Origin of the sequence: Pseudoalteromonas sp. TAE56 (assembly GCF_000497955.1) — a bacterium.
Classification (GTDB): Bacteria; Pseudomonadota; Gammaproteobacteria; order Enterobacterales; family Alteromonadaceae; genus Pseudoalteromonas.
On sequence record NZ_AUTN01000104.1, the window covers coordinates 110,276 to 133,120 of the forward strand.

Annotated in this window: 14 protein-coding genes and 1 pseudogene; 9 read left to right on the top strand and 6 right to left on the bottom strand. The window is 39.9% G+C overall.

Going from position 1 to position 22,845, the window contains the following annotated elements:
• The first annotated feature begins 33 nt into the window (after positions 1-33).
• From L656_RS0112000 to L656_RS01000000122240, 3 genes and pseudogenes are all read left to right on the top strand, one after another.
• The gene (locus L656_RS0112000) at positions 34-1,893 is read left to right on the top strand and encodes an alpha-amylase family glycosyl hydrolase (RefSeq protein ID WP_024599392.1); all 1,860 of its coding nucleotides are present in this window, start codon (positions 34-36) and stop codon (positions 1,891-1,893) included.
• Entirely contained in the window at positions 1,886-3,391 is a 1,506-nt protein-coding gene (locus L656_RS0112005; RefSeq protein WP_010555040.1) for an MFS transporter, read from the top strand. Before L656_RS0112000 ends, L656_RS0112005 begins: the two co-directional genes overlap by 8 nt.
• A gap of 10 nt (positions 3,392-3,401) precedes the next feature.
• Positions 3,402-5,790, top strand: a pseudogene (locus L656_RS01000000122240) (glycoside hydrolase family 15 protein).
• 128 nt (positions 5,791-5,918) lie between these two features.
• Here L656_RS01000000122240 and L656_RS0112015 read toward each other — a convergent pair.
• The 3 genes from L656_RS0112015 to L656_RS0112025 all read right to left on the bottom strand — a co-directional run bounded on the left by L656_RS0112015 (position 5,919) and on the right by L656_RS0112025 (position 12,373).
• Positions 5,919-7,826, bottom strand: a complete 1,908-nt coding sequence (locus tag L656_RS0112015; protein ID WP_024599393.1) for an alpha/beta hydrolase family protein — start codon at positions 7,824-7,826, stop codon at positions 5,919-5,921.
• Between the two features lie 73 nt (positions 7,827-7,899).
• Positions 7,900-10,833: a TonB-dependent receptor domain-containing protein gene (locus L656_RS01000000122245; RefSeq protein ID WP_342626607.1), complete on the bottom strand. Its 2,934-nt coding sequence runs from the start codon at positions 10,831-10,833 to the stop codon at positions 7,900-7,902.
• Positions 10,834-11,356: 523 nt separating this feature from the next.
• Positions 11,357-12,373 (bottom strand): LacI family DNA-binding transcriptional regulator, encoded by a 1,017-nt coding sequence (locus L656_RS0112025; RefSeq protein ID WP_007582612.1) that lies wholly within the window; start codon positions 12,371-12,373, stop codon positions 11,357-11,359.
• Positions 12,374-12,664: 291 nt separating this feature from the next.
• Between L656_RS0112025 and glk the strand changes: the two genes are divergently transcribed.
• From glk to L656_RS0112060, 6 genes are all read left to right on the top strand, one after another.
• Positions 12,665-13,657, top strand: coding sequence for a glucokinase (glk, locus tag L656_RS0112035; protein ID WP_024599394.1), 993 nt, complete (start codon positions 12,665-12,667; stop codon positions 13,655-13,657).
• A 36-nt stretch (positions 13,658-13,693) separates the two neighbouring features.
• A complete protein-coding gene (locus L656_RS0112040) occupies positions 13,694-14,707 on the top strand; it encodes a LacI family DNA-binding transcriptional regulator (protein ID WP_010555045.1) in 1,014 nt (337 codons plus the stop codon).
• 336 nt (positions 14,708-15,043) lie between these two features.
• Positions 15,044-16,894 carry a phosphogluconate dehydratase gene (edd, locus tag L656_RS0112045; RefSeq protein ID WP_007582619.1) on the top strand — a complete coding sequence of 617 codons (1,851 nt, stop codon included), beginning with the start codon at positions 15,044-15,046 and terminating at the stop codon, positions 16,892-16,894.
• Between the two features lie 33 nt (positions 16,895-16,927).
• Positions 16,928-17,548 (top strand): bifunctional 4-hydroxy-2-oxoglutarate aldolase/2-dehydro-3-deoxy-phosphogluconate aldolase, encoded by a 621-nt coding sequence (gene eda / locus L656_RS0112050; protein ID WP_002959756.1) that lies wholly within the window; start codon positions 16,928-16,930, stop codon positions 17,546-17,548.
• 9 nt (positions 17,549-17,557) lie between these two features.
• The gene (gene gap, locus L656_RS0112055; RefSeq protein WP_024599395.1) at positions 17,558-18,562 is read left to right on the top strand and encodes a type I glyceraldehyde-3-phosphate dehydrogenase; all 1,005 of its coding nucleotides are present in this window, start codon (positions 17,558-17,560) and stop codon (positions 18,560-18,562) included.
• 212 nt (positions 18,563-18,774) lie between these two features.
• Positions 18,775-19,899: a sterol desaturase family protein gene (locus L656_RS0112060; protein WP_024599396.1), complete on the top strand. Its 1,125-nt coding sequence runs from the start codon at positions 18,775-18,777 to the stop codon at positions 19,897-19,899.
• Between the two features lie 77 nt (positions 19,900-19,976).
• Here L656_RS0112060 and L656_RS0112065 read toward each other — a convergent pair whose 3' ends face one another.
• The 3 genes from L656_RS0112065 to L656_RS0112075 form a co-directional block, all read right to left on the bottom strand.
• Positions 19,977-21,302 carry a leucine-rich repeat-containing protein kinase family protein gene (locus tag L656_RS0112065; RefSeq protein ID WP_024599397.1) on the bottom strand — a complete coding sequence of 442 codons (1,326 nt, stop codon included), beginning with the start codon at positions 21,300-21,302 and terminating at the stop codon, positions 19,977-19,979.
• A gap of 41 nt (positions 21,303-21,343) precedes the next feature.
• Positions 21,344-22,057, bottom strand: coding sequence for a YebC/PmpR family DNA-binding transcriptional regulator (locus L656_RS0112070; RefSeq protein ID WP_010555049.1), 714 nt, complete (start codon positions 22,055-22,057; stop codon positions 21,344-21,346).
• A 270-nt stretch (positions 22,058-22,327) separates the two neighbouring features.
• Positions 22,328-22,845, bottom strand: a 518-nt coding sequence (locus tag L656_RS0112075; protein WP_024599398.1) for a M13-type metalloendopeptidase, incomplete at its 5' end; no start/stop codon positions are given.

Consider the following 22,845-nt stretch of genomic DNA (forward strand, 5'->3'; position numbering starts at 1 on the left):
AAAGCTATAACACTACTGACAAAAAGACACACAATGAAAAAATCAGTTTATGTACCCGCATTACTGTGTAGCGCACTTATAACAAGTGCCTGCTCAGATAATAAAGAAACCGAACAACAGCAAGCGCCTAAACAGGCGCAAAATGAGTTAACAAAGCCTGTTGTATACCAAGTATTTACACGCTTATTTGGTAACACACTAACCGCAAATGTACCTTGGGGTACAAAAGAGCAAAATGGTGTAGGCAAATTTGCTGACTTTAACGATGCTGCACTTAAAGGTATTAAAGAATTGGGTACGACCCATGTTTGGTATACCGGTGTTTTACATCATGCGCTAGTGGGCGATTATACCGAGTATGGGATTACGCAAGACGACCCTGATGTAGTTAAAGGCCGTGCAGGTTCACCTTATGCAATCAAAGATTACTACGACGTAAACCCAGATTTAGCGATAAATGTGACTAATAGGTTGGGTGAGTTTAGTGATCTGATTGAGCGCACTCATCAACATGGTATGAAAGTGGTTATTGATATTGTGCCTAACCATGTTGCGCGTGATTATAAATCAGTAGCAAAACCCAAAGGAGTAAAAGACTTTGGTGAGCAAGACGACACCAGCAAAGAGTACGATAAAAATAATAACTTTTATTATGTACCAGGTCAGTCTTTTCAGGTTCCAACATCACAAAGCTATACAGTTTTAGGGGGTAATACTCACCCTTTAGCTGATGGTTTTTTTGACGAAACACCCACTAAATGGACGGGTAATGGGGCGCGTGCACCCAAGCCAGATATTAACGATTGGTACGAAACCGTAAGAGTGAATTATGGCGTTAAGCCTGATGGCAGCTATGACTTTCCTGCATTACCCAAAGAACTAGAAAACCAAGATTATCGCGCTCATTATGCGTTTTGGCAAAATAAAGAGCTTCCTAATAGTTGGTATAAATTTAGAGACATCACTTTGTACTGGCTCGATAAAGGCGTTGATGGCTTTAGGTACGATATGGCCGAAATGGTACCGGTTGAATTTTGGAGCTTTTTAAATTCATCAATAAAAATGCAAAAGCCCGATGCGTTTTTATTGGCTGAAGTTTACAACCCACAAATGTACAGAGCGTATATTCAGCAAGGAAAAATGGATTACTTGTATGACAAAGTCGGCTTTTACGACACATTAAAAGCCATTATGCAGAATAAGCAAGCTGCCAATACTATTTTTCCAGCCCAAAGCCAAGTTACTGATATTGAAGCGCACATGCTGCACTTTTTAGAAAATCACGACGAACAACGCATTGCTAGCCCTGATTTTGCAGGTGATGCACGCTGGGGGAAACCAGCAATGGTCGTTTCTAGCTTAATTAGTCGCGCACCCACTTTATTATATTTTGCCCAAGATGTGGGAGAGGACGGATCTGAAAACGCAGGTTTTGGAACACCTACTCGCACCAGCATTTTTGATTATATTGGTGTACCAGCGCATCAAGCATGGATGAATAAAGGTAAATTCGACGGCGCTAACTTAACGAGCGAACAAGCATCACTTCGTGATTATTATAAAGCAATAATGGCTCTTAATAGTTTACCCGCTGTTGTAGGTGGAACCATGACAGCGCTTTCGGTTAGTGGTAGCGAGCGTGTTGTTGGTTTTGTACGCACGCTGGGACAGCAATCTATTTATGTTTTTAGTAATTTTAGTGAGGAGCCACAAACGGTATTAATTAATTTAACACCAGAGCAAGTAAAGACCTTTGAGCGAAATAAACCGCTACACGACTTACTTGAACAAAATACGGTAAAGATCATCACTGACAAAGAAGTTACAAAGCTTATGCTTTCGCTAGATGCATTTAGTAGCGCAGTTTTAACTAATAAGGCTAATCATGAATAATCAAAATAATAATTATGACAGCAACAAACCAAATCTAAGTTTTTGGCAAATATGGAATATGTGCTTTGGCTTTTTAGGCATTCAATTTGGTTTTGCACTACAAAACGGCAATGTGAGCCGTATTTTTCAAACCCTAGGCGCACAAGTTGATGATATTCCTATTTTATGGGTTGCAGCACCGCTAACAGGTTTAATAGTGCAACCAATAATTGGTTATTGGAGTGATAAAACATGGGGACGTTTTGGTCGTCGACGTCCATTCTTTTTCATAGGGGCGGTACTTACTACTATCTCACTCTTTATCATGCCGCATTCACCAACCCTTTGGATTGCGGCAGGTATGTTGTGGATTATGGATGCATCAATCAACGTCACTATGGAACCTTTTAGAGCACTTGTAGGCGATAACCTGCCAGAAAAACAACGTGCTACGGGCTATGGCTTGCAAAGCTTTTTTATTGGTATTGGTGCGGTATTAGCCTCAGCACTACCATGGATGATGACCAATTGGTTTGACGTAAGTAATACTGCTGCGCCAGGGCAAATCCCTGAATCTGTTAAATATTCATTTTATTGGGGTGGGGTTGTATTGCTAGTTGCAGTTCTCTGGACAGTTATGCGAACTAAAGAATATAGCCCTGAGCAATTAGCTGCTTTTGAAAACCACACTGCCAAACCGACTAACACCGCATTAGTAGATATCAACTTCAATAAAGGTGCCATTATTTTTGTGGTGTTAGGTTTAGCAACACTTGCTTTAGTAATGGGTTTATCGCTTGAAAAAGAGTTATACCTACTTGCTGGTGGCTTACTAGCGTTTGGTATTGTGCAGTGGATAGCAAGCGCATTAAAGGCTGCTAACAAAATACAAGGCGGTTTTTACCAAGTAGTACAAGATGTATTTACCATGCCAGAGGCAATGAAGCAGCTTGCTTGGGTGCAGTTTTTTAGCTGGTTTACGTTATTTGCTATGTGGATATACACCACAGCCGCAGTAACAAGCTTTCATTATGGTAGCAGCGATGCAACCAGTAAAGCATTCAACGATGGTGCCGACTGGGTCGGTATTTTATTTGCAGCTTACAATGGTTTTGCGGCCATTGCTGCTATGTGTATTCCATTCTTAGTTAAAAAGATGGGCTTAAAAGGCGCACATTGCTTTAACTTATTACTAGGCGCATTGGGCCTTGCGAGCTTTATGTTTATAACAGATCCAAAAATGCTCCTTATACCTATGATAGGTGTTGGCTTTGCATGGGCATCTATTTTGTCGCTTCCTTATGCAATGTTAAGTAATGCACTACCGAGTAACAAAATGGGCGTGTATATGGGTATTTTTAACTTCTTTATTGTTATACCGCAATTGCTTGCCGCTAGTATTTTAGGGCTTATTTTACGCCACGTATTTTCTAACCAGCCTATTTACGCATTATTAATTGGTGCCGCATCATTTGTTGTTGCTGCGATTGCTGTAATGCGCGTTAAAAATTCAAACTAAGGGTCACACAATGAAAAAATATAACCTTATTACTACCGCTCTTTTAACTTTGGGCTTAACAGCCTGTGGTGCACAAAATACGAATAACGAAAATATTGACGCTACAGTTTCAGCAGCCCCTGGCGCACCAGGTGTTGAACCATTTTGGGCTTACGCGGGTAAAACCGGAATTGGTACTTCTTTTGAGCAATACCAAAACGGCCAATATAATAACAACGCTGCGACAGGTGAAGTATCAAAAGTATGGTTTTCAATTGCCAAAGGTATGATCACCGAAACTATGTTTGGACTCATTCACCAAGCTCAAATTAAAGATATGCAGTTTGTAGTAACCGGTAAAGATTTTACAGTCACTGAAGCTGACGACTTAGACGTTACAATTGATTACTTACATAAAGACGATAAAGGCAGACCACTATCGCTTGCTTACAAAGTCACAAGTACAGATAAGAAAGGGCGTTTTACCCTCGAAAAACACATATTCACCGACCCTGACGGACAAACATTGTTTGTACGCAGTATTTTTAATACATCACTTAAAGGCGTGAAAGCGTATGTTGCTGTTAACCCTTATATAAACAACAACGGCTTAGGTGATTTTGCAAAAACCACTGAGCAAGGCTTAGTGGCATGGGAAGATGATAATTTTTTAACGTTACAATCATCTACGCCATTCAAAATGCAAAGCGTAGGCTTTACAGGCGTGAGCGATGGCATCACCTCACTTAAAAAACAACACACACTAAGCAAACAATATTCAAACACTGGCGATAAGGCCGGTAACGTCACTCTGCTGGCAGAGCTTGGTACTATCGATAGTAATACCACATTTGATTTAGCACTAAGCTTTGGTAAAACGCAGCAGCAAAGCCAGCAACAAGGTGCACAGAGCTTATCTAAAGGTTATCAAAATGTGCTTGATGCCTACAACGGTAAAGGTGAAGCGCTAGGCTGGGAAGATTATTTACAAAGCCTTGAGCCATTAAATACAATGGTTAAGCAAACAGCCGATGACGGTAAGCTACTTTATACCAGTGCAATGGTACTAAAAGCGCAAGAAGACAAAACTAATGCGGGTGCGCTCATTGCCTCACTTTCTAATCCTTGGGGTGAAACTGTTTCAGCCAAAGAGGGTTCGACTGGTTACAAAGCGGTATGGGTTCGTGATTTTTATCAAGTAGCTATGGCATTTATGGCCTTAGGCGATACAGCGACTGCAAAAACGGCCTTCGAATACCTTGAAAAAGTACAAGTTACTAGCAAAACCCCCGGTAACAATGGTGATACAGGATGGTTTTTACAAAAAACACATGTTGATGGTGAACTTGAATGGGTAGGGGTACAGCTAGATCAAACAGCTATGCCAATTATGCTCGCGTGGAAGTTACATCAAGCAAACGTACTAAGTGATAACGAACTTAAAGATTGGTACGCACGCATGCTAAAACCGGCAGCTGACTTTTTAGTTGATGGCGGAAGAGCTAAAATTTTATGGAACGACATGCAAATCACTCCACCTGCAACACAGCAAGAGCGCTGGGAAGAGCAAAGTGGTTATTCTCCTTCTACAACGGCTGNCAGCCAGTGACATAGCAACACTCAGTGGTGATACTCAAAATGCAGATCGTTATTTAGCAACGGCTAAAAAGTACAACAGTGATATAGAATCGCAAATGTTTACCACCGAAGGTAATTTAAAAGGTGATAGCACCGATGGCGAGTATTTTATTCGTATAGGTCAAGACACCGACGCTAACTCTAATACTAAAATTAACGCCAACAATGGCCGTGAAGGTTTTAACAAAAAGCAGATTTTAGACGGTGGTTTTTTAGAATTAGTCCGCTATGGAGTAAGAAGTGCCAACGATTCAAGTATAGTTAAAACCCTGCCTGAGTATGACGACGAAACGCTTGAAGATAACTTACAAGTTAAATACAGCTTTAACTTTACCGATGGTAGCGGCACATTTGCAGGCTATCGCCGTTATGGCAACGACGGTTACGGCGAAGATGAAATCACAGGTACTAATTACGCCGAAAGCGGGAGCAACACGCCAGGCCAACGTGGTCGTGTATGGCCATTTTTTACAGGCGAACGCGGACACTATGAAATAGCGGCCGCAAACGCAAATAATACGCTAGATGATGCAAAACAAGCGGACATTAAAAATAGTTACGTAAAAGGTTTAGAGCAGTTTGCTAATAGCGGCATGATGCTACCTGAGCAAGTATGGGATGGCGTGGGTGTAAATAAAGCAGGTTATGCGTTAGGCGAGGGCACAAACTCAGCAACACCTCTAGCTTGGACACATGCAGAATACATTAAGCTTGTACGCTCACTCAGTGATAAACAAGTTTGGGACTATTATCCGGTGGTTGCCGAATCGCTTAAAGACTAATATAAAACATGCTGTAGTTATTAAAAAAGGCTTCTAAATAAATTTAGAAGCCTTTTTGTTATGTACTCACTTAATATTAAAACAAAAGAATGCTCTTCAAATAAAATGAGTGTCACTTTTTAGTTACATTATTTGAGGCCACACTTATTATCAAACCATGATAACAACGCGGTATAAAATTCTTTTTTATGATCGTAGAAAAGCGTATCAGAAAAGTGATCGGCATCTTCAAGCTCAATATATTTAAAGTCTTTTTTGTACTTTTCAAGCTCAGATACGAAGTCTCTACTGTGTTTTACTGGAACACGACTGTCGATATCACCATGCACAACCAGTATAGGAATATTTACTTTATTTACTTGCTCTACAGGGGATACACCTGTAATCGTAGGGCGTTGTAAAATACTTAAAAAGCGATTTTCGTTAAGAGTTGCATTAATACGGCTTAAATCACTTACCCCTGCACCGGCAACAACACATTTATATATGTTGTTTTCACGCATAGATGCAGCAAATGCAGCATAACCGCCATAACTCCAACCAAATAAAGCAAGCTTATCTTTTGTTGCTAAGCCTTTATCTATTAAATATTGTGCCGCGTCGTCTAAATCATCTTGTTTTTTCAAGCCCCAGTTATTATCACCGGCTATCCAATGCTCCAGACCGTACCCCGTAGATCCACGATAGTTTGGTTGAATAACGACGTAACCATGATAGGCGAGTAACTGCGCCCAGTCATCAAATACAACAGAGTCACGCACCCAAGGACCACCGTGAGGAAGTACTATCGCAGGGTAAGGACCTTTAGTCGCAGGGATGGTTACATACGCTTTTATTTTGCGTCCATCTCTTGCTTTATAAGAGATATATTTAACGGATCCTAATTTACTTTTATCAATAAACGGAAGTCGGTCACCAATTTTAGTCAGCTTCTGCTTATCAGTAACAATGTAATAGCTGCCAGGATTATCGTCAGCAGATACTCTGACCACTAATACGTTATCGTTATCAGAGCTACTAATGATTTGTACAAACTTATCTTTAAATAAAGAGGCAACAGATTCGTTAAGTGCTTGAAGGTTTGGGTCTGTGAAATAAAACTTAGGCTGCTTGGTTGTATAGCGAAAGCCTTGTAAAGTGCCGTCGGTATCAAGTATAACACCGTCTGTATCTACAGACTTAAGACCAAATTGACGTTCAGAATACTGACCTGTTTTAATATTGTAAATATAAATGCCAGTCGTATTTTCGCCTAAGTTGGCGTTAACATAAACTTCGTTAGGATTACCTTTTGCAAATCCTAATATCTCAAAGTTTTCACGCTTTTTAGGACTAACTTGCTTAATTACTTTCCAATCATCATTGCCTTTATCTCGGGCATAATAATCGATTGCGTTATCAGATTTATTCCAACCTTGGGCTATTCTTATTTCACCATCGTAGTCAGAAACAAACGAGCCTGATACTTTTTCATTTCCGCGCATTACAGTAACGCTTCGTCCAGTGTTAATATTAAATCTCACTACATCTGGAATGTAGTTATTGTTAATATCAACTTCTACGAGTACTTCATCTTTTTTGTCTGGAAGTATATTTATTATATTAAATTGAACATTTCGCTTTTTCTTAAATGGTAATAACCAGTCGCCTTCACCATCTGCATCAGTTATTGCAAACTTATTAACCCAGTATTTGCGACTTCCATCTTCTAGTATTTGTCTAAACATAACGCCAAGTTTTTCATCGTTTAACCATACGATGGAAGATATCAGCATTTTATCAGCGCCCAACCTTACGGGGTCTGCTTCTAGGTTATTTGGATCTCTTATCTCAATTATATAGTCACCATTTTTGGTGGTCGCTCTTAAAATAGCAAGCTTCTTACCATCAGGTGATGCTACAACACTACGGATAGCCGATGACATTGAGAAAGCATCGATACTGCTCACTTGTGTCGCATCTTCAGTTTCGCTATTAGCGAAAGAAGATAGGCTTAGTAAGGTAAATCCTACTAACATTCTTTTTTTAAGTTTCATTTTTTATTCCCTCAAAAAAAATGGCCTAAAATTTTAGGCCATCTGGATTGAATATATACTCAGCCAATTCTAATTAAAAAGAAGCTGTAAAACTGATGTACGGGCTACGTCCTGAAGTATCATAACCAACACCTAGAGGAATGTTAGTATTTGAGAAAGAACCATTTGGATCTACTTTTGGTGGAGCTTCATTAAATACGTTACGTACACCAAAGTTCACTTTATAAGCATCGTTAGACCAAGTCATACCGATGTTATGTACAAAGTAGTCATCAGTGAAACCAACAGGGCGACATTTAAGTGGAGCACCATTTGCGTCAGTTAAACCACGACAACCTGCAGTACCTTCTTCGAATTCACCTAAATCATCTTCATCTTCACGACCTTTACCGATGAAACGTGTTTCCCAGTTAAATCTAAAATCAGAATATTTAAGTTGTAAGCGTGCTGTACCGCGCCATTCTGGTGAATCTGGCTCACCCATATTGTCATCAATAGTACCAAGTACATCAAAAACTTGCTCTGTCATACGCGTAGCTTGAAGGTCTAGTGTAATACCTAAGTTTTCTTCTGCAATTACCGTATCTGTTTCAAAGTAGATATTATAATCAAAACCTTTAGATGAGATTAAACCAATATTGATAAAGCTAGCATCAACTAAATCAATTTGACCATTTTCGTCACGCCCTATACGGCTACAAAAAGCATCATTACCATCTGCAGAATAACACTGACCAATACTGTAGAAAGCACTTGGCTCTGCAATACTATTTGTTACTTCAATATCAAAACGAGTTAATGACATTGTTAAATCAAATGCATCAGTGAACGGTTGTTCAAAGATAAAACCGTATGTTTTAGCCACTGATGTTTCAGCACTAAGCTCAGTTGTACCGCCAGTTTCAATCTCAGCGCTGTAAGTAGCAGTATATGAATCAGTCCCACCTTGACCTAAACCAAGAGTAGTTGGATCAATACCTGATGCTTGACAAGCGTTTAATACCGCTGTATCACGTGTTTCTTCAGCTGCATTATATGTAGCTGCTGAACCTGGGTTCAATGGGTCAATATTACGAGCATCTTCCGGAACAACACATGGATCGGCAACTGTATTAAAACCAGACGTACCGTTTAAGAAACGTTCACGTAAGTTTGGCGCTCTATAAGAAGTACCTTTTGTAGCACGAAGAGTAAACCAATCAACAGGACGGTAGATAGTTTTAAGACTATAAGTTGATTCAGCATCGTAGAAAGATTCCTCAGAAACACGGCCAGAAGCTGTAAATGTAAGTTCTTCAGCACCTTTAACTCCTTTAAGTAAAGGGAAGTCAACTTCTGTAAATATTTCTTTTAGATTACGAGAACCATCAGCGCCTTGGTCAGCAAAGTAGCCCCATAGTAAGCCTTGTGATGCTGCTGCATTAGGATTTGATTCAATCTCATCACGACGATATTCAATACCAACGATACCTGCAACAGTTTCGTTATTCCATGGTAGTGCGAAGAAGTCACCACCCATGAATGCATTAAAAACAAACTGGTTTACTTTAGTTTCGATGTCGCGGTCAATAAATAAATAGGCCGCTTCTTCAGGTGAAAGCGTACCGCCGCCTTCTTGGTAAATACTGTCTGCAAATAAATTAACAGGAACACATCCATCAGAACCAGTACCACAGGTAACAGTACCATCATCATTAAGAACAGCAGTTTCTAATGAGTTAATCAAGCGCTCTTCATCAATACCAACACGGTGGTCAGTACCTTTAGATGCGCTGTACGATACAGACGCGTCGTAGTACCAATTGTCTAAACCAATGTTTTCAAACATACCGAGGTTACCAGTAACACCAGTAACTAAACGATATTGTGAAACTTCAACCTCAGTTTGATCACGGTCACCACGAATGTTGATGATTGGCTGAACGGCTTCTGGTCCACCAGGGCCCACACCTAACACGCCAAAACAGTCAATACCGTTTGTACCACAAGGGTTATACGGGTTTGACGCCACTACTTGTTGGAATATTTGTGCACCAGGGCTAAAAATTGGTGATTTACGACTCGCATATAAACCTTCATAGTAGAAAGTTGTGTCGTTATCGTCTTGGAAGTTGTATTCACCATTAAGCATTAATGAAATACGTTCATTTTTACTTCTGTAATCACCGCTTTTGTAGTAATCAGATTGTTGGAAAGCGTATAGAGGGTCTTGGAAATCAACGTCACGGAAACCATCGCCGTTTCCATCAACAAATACACCATCGTTTATACCGTCACCATCGAAATCGCCAGCTACCCATGAAGGTAAAAATCCTTCAAGACTTGATGGTACAGTTGATTCGCTGAAGTTTGGAATACCAGTGTTTGTAAAGTTAGGAGTGTAATAAACACTACCAAAGAAAGAAGGTACGCTAATACGGTTTGTTAGAGGGAAAATATCACATGAATCTTCACCACTCGCTACAGGACCATAGCCACTGTTTCTCGTCACGATACTGCCATCTTCAGCTTCCCAAATACGCTCTTCACATCCTTTAACAAAAGGGTTACCAGATAAAGATTGAGATTTTTGTTCTGAATATTCAACGCCTACAGTGATAAAACCATTATCCATGGTTTTGCCCCACATACCCGAAAGTACAGTTTCTTCACCGCCTTCACCTTTAGGTTGACGATAAGATGCATCAAAAATAAAACCTTCAACATCTTTTTTCAATATTACGTTAGCTACACCCGCTACCGCATCAGAACCATAAACGGTTGATGCGCCATCAAATAAATTCTCTACACGTTCAATCATTACGCCAGGTATTAAATTCAAATCAGGGGATGTTGGTGCACCACCAACGCCAGCAGGAGCCATTCTTCGGCCATTAATAAGTACAAGAGTTCGTTCAGCACCTAAACCACGAAATCCGATTGTTGCAGCGCCCGGACCGTTATCTAGTACAAAACCACCAAATGTATTATCTATTTGAGCACCAGNCCAGCCGCTTGGCTGGTCGATTGAAGCATTGAGCCTGCATCAAATAAACCCATTTCACGAGATAAGTCGCCATTGATAATTTGAATTGGTGATGCATTTGAAAATTCAGCTTTTCTTATACGTGAGCCTGTTACAACTATTCGTTCAGGTGCTTCTTCTTCTAATTCTACGTCTGAATTCAAGTCATTTTCTTGAGCTAGCGCGTTAGGCGCTAAGGCTACAGAGCCTAGCAATAAAGAGTATCTTATTGCATTTGATAGAGCTTTAGTTTTAAACATATGTAAATCCCTGAGATATTATTGTTATTTAAGCTATAAAGTTACAGAGTAAGGTTATAGCGGCACAATAAATTTACATTACAGACACAAAATAGTAAATACAGTTAACGACTAGCTATTGCTAAGGGGGGAGGAATTGATGTCTTTTTGACGGAAAAGTATAGTTTTTCAGATGATTTTTATTTTAATCTATTGTTTATTATACAATTTTATTGTTTGTAAATGGATGTGAACAGATGTAGCCGGTGTTTGCTTAAAAAATAAGCTCAGCTTGACCTTCTAGGAATGAGAATAGGAGCTAATAGGGTACTTTGTACTTCTTCACCACGTATCAGTTTTAATAAGTTCTCTACGAGCATTTGCCCTGCAACAGTGGTGTTTTGCTCTATCGTCGTCAGCGGTGGGTTTACATAACTAGCAATGGCTATGTTATCAAAGCCGACTACCGCAACATCTTTTGGCACGTTAATATTTGCTTCTTTAAGTGCACGTATAGCGCCAATAGCAATTAAGTCGCTTGCAGCAAATAAGGCGTTAAATTTAATATTATTAGCGATAAGCGAACGAGTGGCGTGATATCCAGATTCTTCAGTAGATATAGCATTAGCCATTTTACGTTCGTTTATTTTTACGTTGTTAGCTAATAGCTCATCTTTAAAACCCTGAAAGCGACTAAAGAATTCAGGGCTATGATCAGATGCATCACCAATAAAAGCGCAATCAGTTCTGCTGTGAGCAATAAAGTGCTCAGCGGCGAGCTTACCGCCACCGTAGTTATCACAACAAACAGTTAAATCTGGGCGATTATCAACCGTTGCACCCCAACAAACAAACTTAGTGTTTTGTTCAAGTAAGGTGTTAAATTTTGGTTGGTAATCAATGTAATCGCCATAACCGAGTAAAATAATACCATCGGCTCTGTGGCTATCTTCATAGTCTGCTTGCCAATCAGCACTGGCCGATTGAAATGATACTAATAAATCGTAACCTTCTTTAGCGCAAGCACGGGTAATGCTGCCAAGCATGGCTAAAAAGAAAGGATTAATTTGTGACTCATCAGAGGTAGGGTCTTCGAAAAGAAGTAATGCAAGTGTGCTGCTTTGTTGTGTACGCAAGTTGCTGGCATTTTTATCAACTTTATAATTAAGCTTTTTAGCTATATCGAAAACACGTTTACGTGTTTCTTCGTTAACAAGATGGCTGTTACGTAAAGCGCGAGATACAGTTGATTGAGATACCCCTGCATAGTGGGCAATATCAAATGAGGTGGCTTTACCTTTCATTGTTACAACTTAATTAATTTGATAAATAATTGTGCCATTTTCGGTTATTAATGAATAATTTCAAGCTTTTTGTGAATTAACGTATATTTTTATTGATAAACGGCTGACACCGGTGTCATAATATAAATGTTTTATCATTTTGTTGTCAAAACGTATTCGCTGTTTATATATTTTATAGGCAGCATTTTTTACTGTGATAGCTACTTTGAGGTGATAGCTCAAAGTATAAATAACAATGGTATACCATTGTAAAATAATAAGCACGAGTCGCTTAACAAAAGAGATAATACTATGAGCCTAAACTCTTCTGCCCAATTTGATCCCATCTTAGTTGCTGATGTTGGCGGCACTAATGCCCGCTTTGCTTTAATAACTGCTTTTAATGAAAATACTAACCAATTTGTAATAGAGCACATTAATATTTTTCCTAGTGCTAATTTTGGTTCACTTGAAAGTGCGCTTGAGCAATATTTACAAACAGTCTCGCATATTACACCTAAACGCGCATGTTTAGCCGTTGCAGGTCCAATAAAAGCTGGGCAGGTACATTTAACCAATTTAGGTTGGCATTTTAGTGTTAGTGAATTTAAAACTCATTTTGATTTACAGCAACTAGAAGTCATTAACGATTTTGCTGCCTTTGCATATGCGGCTCCTTACTTAGATCCTAAACAAAATGTCATTGTTAAATCAGGTCAAGCTGATGATAATGCAAACATTGGTGTTATAGGTCCCGGTACTGGTTTTGGTGCCGCGTGCTTAGTTAGAACGTCGCAATCTACCGCTGTTTTAAGTTCAGAAGGGGGGCATATATCGCTTGCACCTGTTAATGAACTCGATACTTTACTATTAAATGAATTACGTAAAGATCATCCCCATGTTTCTATTGAAACTGTATTTTCAGGCCCTGGCATAACGCATTTATACAAAGCGATGTCTGCGGTTAAGGGTGTAACAGCTAAAAATTTAGATGCTGCGCAAATAAGTAGCCTAGCAAATAGCGGTGAATGTGCTGTGTGCGATGCAACTCTTAATCAATTTTGTGATTGGATCGGCAGTGTAGCTGGCGATTTAGCCGTTGTTTACGGCGCTTTAGGCGGACTATTTATTGGCGGTGGAATACTGCCTCGTATGCAAGCAAGACTTCTAGAAAGTCGTTTTGTTGAACGATTTTCGCAAAAGGGTATTATGTCGCAATACGCAGGGCAAATTCCTGTAATACTTGTAACACAAGATAATATTCCACTAATTGGTGCCGCAGCGTGTTTGCACAACAGCAAATAAGGAGCTTTCCTTGTTCGCATTTGGAAAAATAGAGTGATGAAAAAAGTAACAATAAACAGTGTGGCAAGTCATGCTGGTGTTTCTAAAAAAACCGTATCACGCGTTTTAAATAACGAGCCTAATGTTAGTGCTGCAACCCGAGAAAAGGTGCTTGCGGTATTTAAAGAACTCGATTACACCCCAAATCCAATTGCACGAGGCCTTGCACAAAATCGTAGCTTTATTATTGGGTGTCTTTACGATAACCCAAGTAAAAGCTACATTACTCGCGTGCAAACGGGTGCTTTAGAAGCATGTAAAGAAAATAACTATAATTTATTGATACATCCTTGTGAGTTTCGTGGTGAAGCCCTTATAAATAATATTGAGCAATTACTACAGACTTCTCGATTAGATGGCATTGTGCTAACACCTCCTTTTGGTGATTTTGCTGAGCTTGTTGCTTTTTTAAAATCTAAAAAAATTCCTTACGCAAGAGTTGCGTCAGCTTTACTTCAAGATGATTCTATTTCGGTTCGTAGTAATGATGAACAAGGCGCATTTGAAATTACTGAGCATTTAATTAGCCTTGGGCATAAATCTATAGCGTTTATTAAAGGGCACCCGGATCACAGTGCTACGCAACAACGCTTTAAAGGTTACAGGCGCTCACTTGCAAGCCATGGGATAGAGTTTGATGAACGATTAGTAGAGGAGGGTAACTTTAGTTATCATTCTGGTGTAGATAGTGCACGTAGCATATTAGATTTGTCTCCTAGGCCAACAGCTGTATTTGCATCAAACGATTACATGGCGGCAGCGGTATTAAAATTAGCTACCCAGCGCCAATTAAAAGTGCCTGATGACATTTCAATAGCTGGTTTTGATAATGCACCCATTGCGCGTCATATTTGGCCTGGTTTAACGACTATTGCACAGCCCGTTGAAGAGATGACTAAACAAGCCGTAACTCAACTTATTTCACACATAGCTCAACCGCAAGAACAGCCGTATCAGGTAACGCTTGAGTCGCGCTTAATTACACGTGAGTCTACCTCTGCGATAAAATAGTGAGTTAAAAACACTTTCACAGTAGCCCGAATATGAGTGACGCTTATTCGGGCTTTTTTTTGCTCTGAACTTGCTAAAATATACTTTGTGCCTAAAAATCAATTAGGTCATTATTCGGTCATGTTAAAATATTAAACTATTTTTGTTACCCGGGGTTGACACCGGTGTCATTGCTATGCGTTAATACAGTGACACCGGTGTCAGGGCTGTTGTGAGAGGCTCCCTGGTAGCGTACCTTTGAACGGGTAAATCAAAGATGCTCAGTACAGTTATTTACGTGGAGTCTGTAGTTGCTACTGAGCCTTTATCCTCTAACTAATAGAGATGAGTTAAATTATGTTACATCCTCGTATTCAAGAAGTTACCCAGCGCGTTATCGAACGCAGTAAAAATACCCGTCAAGATTATTTAGAACGTATTTCGCACGCAAAAAAACAAACAAGAGTTCGTGCCGGTTTAGGTTGCGGAAATATAGCCCATGTTATGGCTGCATGTAGCAGTGATGACAAAGCGCGCTTAAAGGCTGATGAGCAGCCAAATCTTGCTATTATCAACTCATATAACGATATGCTATCGGCTCATGTGCCATACAAAGACTACCCAGATTTAATTAAAGACATTGCTACCAAATACGATGCTACAGCACAAGTTGCTGGTGGCGTTCCTGCAATGTGTGATGGTGTTACGCAAGGGCGTGACGGCATGGAACTTTCGCTTTTTTCTCGTGATGTAATTGCTATGTCTACGGCAATATCGCTTTCACACGATGTGTTTGATGGCGTTTTTTGTTTAGGCGTTTGCGACAAAATCGTCCCGGGTTTATTAATTGGTGCATTGTCGTTTGGTCATTTACCTGTGTTCTTTTTACCAGCAGGCCCAATGCAATCAGGTATTCCGAATAAAGAAAAAGCACGTATTCGTCAAAAATTTGCACAAGGTCTAGTAAGTCGCGAAGACTTATTAGAGGCTGAAAGCGCGTCTTACCACAGCGCAGGTACTTGTACGTTCTACGGTACTGCAAACTCAAACCAAATGTTAATGGAAATAATGGGCTTGCACCTTCCAGGTAGTTCGTTTATTAATCCTTACACTGAGCTTCGCGATGGTCTTACGGGTAATGCTGTAGAAACTATGCTTAAGCAGCTTACAGATGATAAAGAAAGCCCGTGTTTAGCCGATGTGATCAGCGAAAAAACGATTATAAACGGTTTAGTAGGCCTGCTTTCTACAGGTGGTTCTACTAACCATGCAATTCATATTGTTGCGATAGCAAAAGCGGCGGGCATTCAGGTTACGTGGAAAGATATGTCTGATTTATCAGAAGTTGTACCACTACTTACACGTATTTACCCTAACGGCTCTGCAGATGTAAACCACTTCCAAGCAGCTGGTGGTATGGGTTTCTTAATGCGAGAGCTAGCAAGCGCTGGTTACTTACACACAGACGTTAAAACAATGCTAGGCGATGGTTTAGCACCTTACATGACAGAGCCTCGTTTGGATAAAGACGATAGCCTGATCATGAGCAACTCAACCGGCCCAACTAAAGTTAAATGGGTAGATTGCCCAGCAAACTCACACGATGAAGAAGTACTTCGCCCAGTGAGTAACCCTTTTAGTAAGCAAGGTGGTCTGCAACTTCTAACGGGTAACTTAGGTAAAGCTGTTATTAAAGTGTCAGCTGTTGCTATTGAACATCAGGTTGTTACTGCTCCTGCAAAAGTATTTAGCTCACAAAGTGCTCTGCAAGATGCATACACGCGTGGCGAATTAAACCAAGACTTTATTGCCGTGCTAAAAGAGCAAGGCCCTAAAGCGAAAGGTATGCCAGAGCTACATAAATTAACGCCAGTAATGGCAACGCTTCAAGATGAAGGCTTTAAAGTAGCCATTGTTACTGACGGTCGTATGTCGGGTGCATCAGGTAAAGTACCAGCTGCTATTCACTTAGCACCAGAGGCAGTAGAAGGCGGCATTATTGCTAAAATCCGAGAAGGTGATTTAGTGACACTTGATGCGCCAAACGGAATATTAAAAGTACACGTTAGCGACGAAGAACTTGCTAAACGTGAAGCAGAACTTAGCCTGCCAAGTGCAACATTTGGTACAGGTCGCGAATTATTTACTGGATTTAGAAATATCGTAAGCAGTGCCGATTTAGGCGCGAGTGCTTTTGGACTTGAATAAATATTAGCCATACTGGGTAATGAGGAACAAGTAATGAGTATTGAAAAAATCTTAGCATCGGCACCCGTAGTGCCAGTGGTTGTAATCGAAAAATTAGAAGATGCAGCACCACTTGCAAGAGCGTTATATAACGGTGGCTTAAAAGCCTTAGAAATAACACTACGTACACCTATTGCTGCAGAAGCTGTAAAGCTGATGAAAGCAGAAGTACCTGAAGCCTATGTAGGTACTGGTACGGTAGTAGATAAAGCAAGTTTTGATCTTTCGGTTGCCGCAGGTGCAGATTTTATGGTGAGTCCAGGTGTGAGCGATGAGCTTATTGCTTTGGCTAAAACATCAGATATACCATTTTTACCAGGCGCTGCAACTGCAAGTGAAGTTATGCAACTTGCGTCGCATGGTTTTAAGTATTTAAAATTCTTCCCTGCAGAAGCAGCAGGCGGAACAGCAATGCTTAAATCAATTGGTGGCCCATTACCACATATTACTTTTTGCCCAACTGGCGGCATTAGCCTAGCAACTGCACCGAACTATTTAGCGCTTAACAACGTTATTTGTGTTGGTGGTACGTGGATGCTAGATAAACAACTAATTGAAAATAAAGACTGGCAAGCAATTGAAGCGCTTGCTCGCCAAGCAAGTGAACTTAAATAGGAGTCTAAAATGATTAATGTAGCAATTAACGGTTACGGCCGTATCGGTAGAAATGTTTTACGTGCACTTTATGAGTCAGCTCAAAACAGCGAAATTAAAATTGTAGCAATTAACGATTTAGCACCTGCTAACGTTAATGCACATTTAACGCAGTATGACTCAGTTCATGGTCAATTTTCTAAAAAAGTAACACTTGAAAATAACACCATGTTAATTGACGATGACGTAATTACGTTAACGCAAGAACGCGACCCTGCAAATTTACCGTGGAAAGCACTAAACGTCGATATCGTTTTAGAATGTACTGGTTTTTTCACTAAACGTGATGACGCTGCTAAGCATATTACAGCGGGTGCTAAAAAAGTAATCGTTTCTGCTCCAGGTAAAGATATGGATGCAACAGTGGTTCATGGTGTAAACAGCGATGTAATTAACGCTGTTAGCCAAATCATCTCAAATGCATCGTGTACTACTAACTGTTTAGCACCACTTGCAAAAGCAATTAACGACACAGTAGGTATTGAAAAGGGGAGTATGACAACGATTCATTCTTATACGAATGATCAAAACCTATCTGACGTATACCACCCAGATCTATACCGTGCTCGTAGTGCAACTCAATCTATGATCCCAACTAAAACAGGTGCTGCGGCAGCTGTTGGTTTAGTATTACCAGAACTTGCTGGTAAATTAGACGGTATGTCGGTACGTGTACCAACAATCAACGTATCTTTAGTTGATTTTACGTTTATTACTAAGCGCGATACGACTGCAGAAGAAATCAATGCAATCATGAAAGAAGCGTCAACGGGTTCAATGAAAGATATTTTACAATATAATGAGCTTCCGCTTGTTTCTATCGACTTTAACCATAACCCAGCGTCATCTATCTTTGATGCAACGCAAACTAAAGCCGATGGCAATCTAGTTAAAGTAATGGCTTGGTACGACAACGAATGGGGTTTCTCAAACCGCATGTTAGACCAAGTTAAAGCATTAGGTGCGTTTTTATAATACAGCCCTAATGATGTAAAGTTTTAGCTTTATCCAACCAAGCCACGCATTGCGTGGCTTTTTTGCGTTTGGTTTATCTGTATATTTGCAACTCAGACTATGGAGGGAACTATTTGTATTTTTTATACCCTAAATTTTGTTAATATGTGGGTGTGTAAATCAATGGAATTTCGTTGTATTTAATCAACTCAACGAAGCAAGGAATAATAAAAATGATCAGAGCTTTATCGCGAAAAGTATTTCGCACAAATCATCTTCAGATAGGTGAGGGCAACATAAGTGGCTACATAGCCTGCTTTTTAGCAATACTGAGTTGCCTAGGCGTATTAGCGTTTCACTTTCCTGAATACTTAACTACACCAGAGCTGAGAAAAAGCTACAGTGTCGACTTTTTACGTCAGCTTATGTTTGCATCATTATTGGTCTCGGGCAGTTTAGGGCTACTTAACTTTGTACGTAATACCAATAAGCGTTTAGGGGCTACAGCGTGGTTTTTTATTGTTCTGGCAATTATGTTTGGCGGACCAAACGTTGAGGTAAACGAGTTTGCTAGCGACACACCTTACATAGGGCTCGATTGGTTTATTTTAGATTTACTCGGCTCAACACTCATATTTATTGTTATTGAAAAGCTGCTACCCCATCGAAAAGATCAAAAAATATTACGTAGCGAATGGCGAGGCGATTTAAACCACTTTTTCGTAAACCATTTAATTATTGGTTTTGTATTACTCGTTACTAACCACTTTGTGCATTATGGTTTTGGCTGGGCTGTATCATCTACAGTACAAGGTTATATAGAGCAAACACCATTTGTAGTGCAGTTGTTTTTAATAATACTCGTGGCTGATTTAATGCAGTATTGGGTGCATCGTGCCTATCACGAAGTCCCTTTATTATGGCGCTTTCATGGCGTACATCACAGTGCTAAAGAAATGGACTGGTTAGCGGGCTCTCGCCAACATATTCTTGAAATACTCGTAACTCGCAGCTTAGTGCTCACACCCATATTTGTACTTGGATTTTCACAGCAAATAATTAGTTTGTACGTAATTATTGTGGGTTTACAGGCTGTGTTTAACCATGCAAATGTACGTGTGAAATTTGGTTGGCTAAAATATTTTATGGTTACACCGCAGTTTCACCATTGGCATCATGCGTCAGATAAAGCCGCAATTGACCGCAATTACGCTGCGCATTTTTCGTTTTTAGACTACGTGTTTGGTACTGCTGTTAAAGGCGAAAAAGAGTGGCCAGAAGCATATGGCGTAGTCGGGGATTACATGCCGGTAGGTATGCTTAAACAACAGATTTACCCGTTTAAGCGCACTAAATGAGCTCGATTAATTCAATAAACATAAACTAAAAAAAGAGCAACGTGCTACACGTTGCTCTTTTTTATGACTCTACTTAATTATATATTTAGCTCTTCTAATAACTCAGTAAGTGTAGGTCTTTGATTTAATGAAGGTTGCATAGCATATTTTGCCATATCGGACATTTTAACAAATAGCTCACTTTGCCTATCATCACCGGTTTCCGTGCCTAATAAGTCTTCAATTAAACAGCCCAAAGCTCTTACTTCTATCAACTCTAGTTGCTTTTGCTGATACTCACTTAGCATCGTTAAATTAGTTGCAGCACCAAAATCACCAAACAGAACGTCATGGTTTTGGTTAACCATAGTGTTATGCGCATAAATGTCGCCGTGACTTACTTTACGAACATGTAAGTGATGCAGTGTATTTACCATTTGCTGTGCAATTTTTAAAATAGCGTGAGTTGAGTAATGGCAATCATTGTTAAAGGTATCACGCGTACAGGTTTCAAGGCTTGGAGGCAAACCTAAATTAGCGAAGCTTTTATCTATTAGCTCCATCACTAAACCTAACTGATCACTTTGTTCAATGTAGGCAAGTACTTTAATTAAATTAGCGTGATCGCCTGCTTGTAAGCAGCAATTCACTTCATCAAGCGGGTAGCCGTCGCTGGTAATTGCACCTTTAAATAATTTAATCGCTACAGCGCTATCAGCAGCTTGCGCTAAATGAATAACGCCCGATGCACCTTGGCCAATAACATGACTAAGCGTGTAATCGTCAAGAGGCTTATTTTCTAAGCTGCACTTTGTAAGGCACTGGGCTTTATTAAAATCGTTACCGGCAAACGCAAGCCAAGCAAGTTTAGGCAGTTCAAACAGCCAGTCGTCTACGTGTGTTAAGTTATTAGCAGAGAGCCTAACAAGCTCAAGGTTTTTGCACTGCGCCATACTACTTGGCAGTTGCTTAAGTTGATTGCCCGCAAGCGCGAGCTTTTTAAGCTGGGTGTAATTACCAAAGTCTTCAGGCAATTCGCTTAACGTATTATCGGTGAGTATTAGCCACTCAATATTTTTTGGCAGGCTGTTTAAAGCAAATTCAGAAATTTGGTTACCTTTAAACGCGACCATAATTAAAGCTGGGCATTTAGCCAGTACAGCAGGAATATGCTTAAACTGATTAAACGATAAAAATACACGCTTAAGGTGTGTTAAGCAGGCAAATTCATCAGGTAGTGTTGATAAGTTATTATTTGATAAATCGAGTACTTCGAGCGTGTCAGCTAAGCTAAAAATCTCTTCCGGGAATATTGTTAGCTCTTCTACTAATTGCAGGCGAGTAGCACCAGCAAGTTTGCCACTTTTAAGCTCTTTAAGGGAGTTCATATTAATACCATGTTCTAAAAATGAAAAAGCCAACATAGCTGTTGGCTTAAAGTCGTTCTAACTTACTAAATCGCTCTTTAGAATTGCGCGTTATGGTAAACGTTTTGTACGTCATCGCAATCTTCTAGCATGGCTAAAAAGCGTTCCATAACTTCAACGTCTTCGCCTTCAATCGGCGTTTCAATTTGTGGCACAAAGCTAATTAGGTCTTCGTCAAATTCAGTCACGCCCATTTCTTCAAGCGCTGTACGTGTGTTGTTGTACTCTGTGTGAGGAGCAAAAACAGTGACTTTACCGTCATCTACTTCTACGTCAGTTACATCAACATCAGCCATCATAAGAGCTTCAAGTACTGCTTCGTCGTCATCACCGTCAAATACAAAAATAGCAAGGTGATCAAATAAATGTGAAACAGAGTTTTGAGCGCCAATTTTAGCATTTGCTTTGGTAAAACAAACACGTACATCAGCAAAGGTACGCTTGTTATTGTCTGTTAAACAATCAACAATAATCATACAGTTACCTGGGCCGTAACCTTCGTAACGTGTTGCTGAGTAGTCTTCGCCGCCGCCACCTTTTGCTTTGTCTATTGCGCGGTCAATAACGTGTGCTGGTACTTGGTCTTTTTTAGCGCGTTCAATTAAACGACGTAATGATAAGTTACCATCTGGATCTACACCGCCGTTTTTAGCACAAATATAAATTTCTTTGCCGTACTTAGAATAAACTTTAGTTTTAGCACCCGCAGTCTTAGCCATTGAATCTTTTTTGTTTTGGTAAGCTCTTCCCATCTGCGTTTCGCCTTAATATATGTAAATAATAGAATAAAATTATAATGCGTATTCTAAAGGTAAATGCATTCAAGGGCTAGTAAGTATTAAAGCCGATTAAAACTGTAGCGTTTAAAGTCCATCTAAAGTGTATTTTATTGAGGCGTTTTGGCGCTGATTTAAAGAGGATTTTCAGAGCAAATTTAATCAAATAAAAAGGCAACTTATTTAATGAGTTGCCTAATTGAGTAATAAAATTAAACGAGGCAAATTAATAGCCTCATATATTACTTACCAAATACGTACACGTTCATCTTCAGGAAGGTATAACTCATCGCTTGGTTTTACATCAAACGCTTTGTACCATGCATCGTGGTTACGCGGCGCTTGTGCTCTAAAGCGACCTGGTGCATGTGTGCCACCACGCAGTTGGTTAAGCATGCTTTGCTCAGTACGTTTTTCTTTCCATACTTGTGCCCACGCAAGGAAGAAACGTTGATCGCCAGTCACGCCGTCTATTACAGGCGCTTCTTTACCATTTAAACTTAGCTTGTACGCATGATAGGCCATTGATAAGCCACCCACATCACCAATGTTTTCGCCAAGGCTATTTCGACCATTAACAAAATTACCTTCAATTGGTTCGTATTTACTGTACTGGGCAGCCAGTTGATCTGCTTTTTTGTCAAATGCAGCGCGGTCAGCATCAGTCCACCAGTTACGTTGCACACCGTTTTCGTCTGATTTTGAACCTTGATCGTCAAATCCATGACCCATTTCGTGACCAATTACAGCGCCAATACCGCCAT

What these genes read in the sequence shown, in the direction of transcription:
- eda (WP_002959756.1), top strand. Translation starts at nt 16,928, where the DNA reads ATGAGTATTGAAAAAATCTTAGCATCGGCACCCGTAGTGCCAGTGGTT.
- L656_RS0112060 (WP_024599396.1), top strand. Translation starts at nt 18,775, where the DNA reads ATGATCAGAGCTTTATCGCGAAAAGTATTTCGCACAAATCATCTTCAG.
- L656_RS0112025 (WP_007582612.1), bottom strand. Translation starts at nt 12,373, where the DNA reads ATGAAAGGTAAAGCCACCTCATTTGATATTGCCCACTATGCAGGGGTA.
- L656_RS0112040 (WP_010555045.1), top strand. Translation starts at nt 13,694, where the DNA reads ATGAAAAAAGTAACAATAAACAGTGTGGCAAGTCATGCTGGTGTTTCT.
- L656_RS0112015 (WP_024599393.1), bottom strand. Translation starts at nt 7,826, where the DNA reads ATGAAACTTAAAAAAAGAATGTTAGTAGGATTTACCTTACTAAGCCTA.
- edd (WP_007582619.1), top strand. Translation starts at nt 15,044, where the DNA reads ATGTTACATCCTCGTATTCAAGAAGTTACCCAGCGCGTTATCGAACGC.
- glk (WP_024599394.1), top strand. Translation starts at nt 12,665, where the DNA reads ATGAGCCTAAACTCTTCTGCCCAATTTGATCCCATCTTAGTTGCTGAT.
- L656_RS0112005 (WP_010555040.1), top strand. Translation starts at nt 1,886, where the DNA reads ATGAATAATCAAAATAATAATTATGACAGCAACAAACCAAATCTAAGT.
- gap (WP_024599395.1), top strand. Translation starts at nt 17,558, where the DNA reads ATGATTAATGTAGCAATTAACGGTTACGGCCGTATCGGTAGAAATGTT.
- L656_RS0112070 (WP_010555049.1), bottom strand. Translation starts at nt 22,057, where the DNA reads ATGGGAAGAGCTTACCAAAACAAAAAAGATTCAATGGCTAAGACTGCG.
- L656_RS0112000 (WP_024599392.1), top strand. Translation starts at nt 34, where the DNA reads ATGAAAAAATCAGTTTATGTACCCGCATTACTGTGTAGCGCACTTATA.
- L656_RS0112065 (WP_024599397.1), bottom strand. Translation starts at nt 21,302, where the DNA reads ATGTTGGCTTTTTCATTTTTAGAACATGGTATTAATATGAACTCCCTT.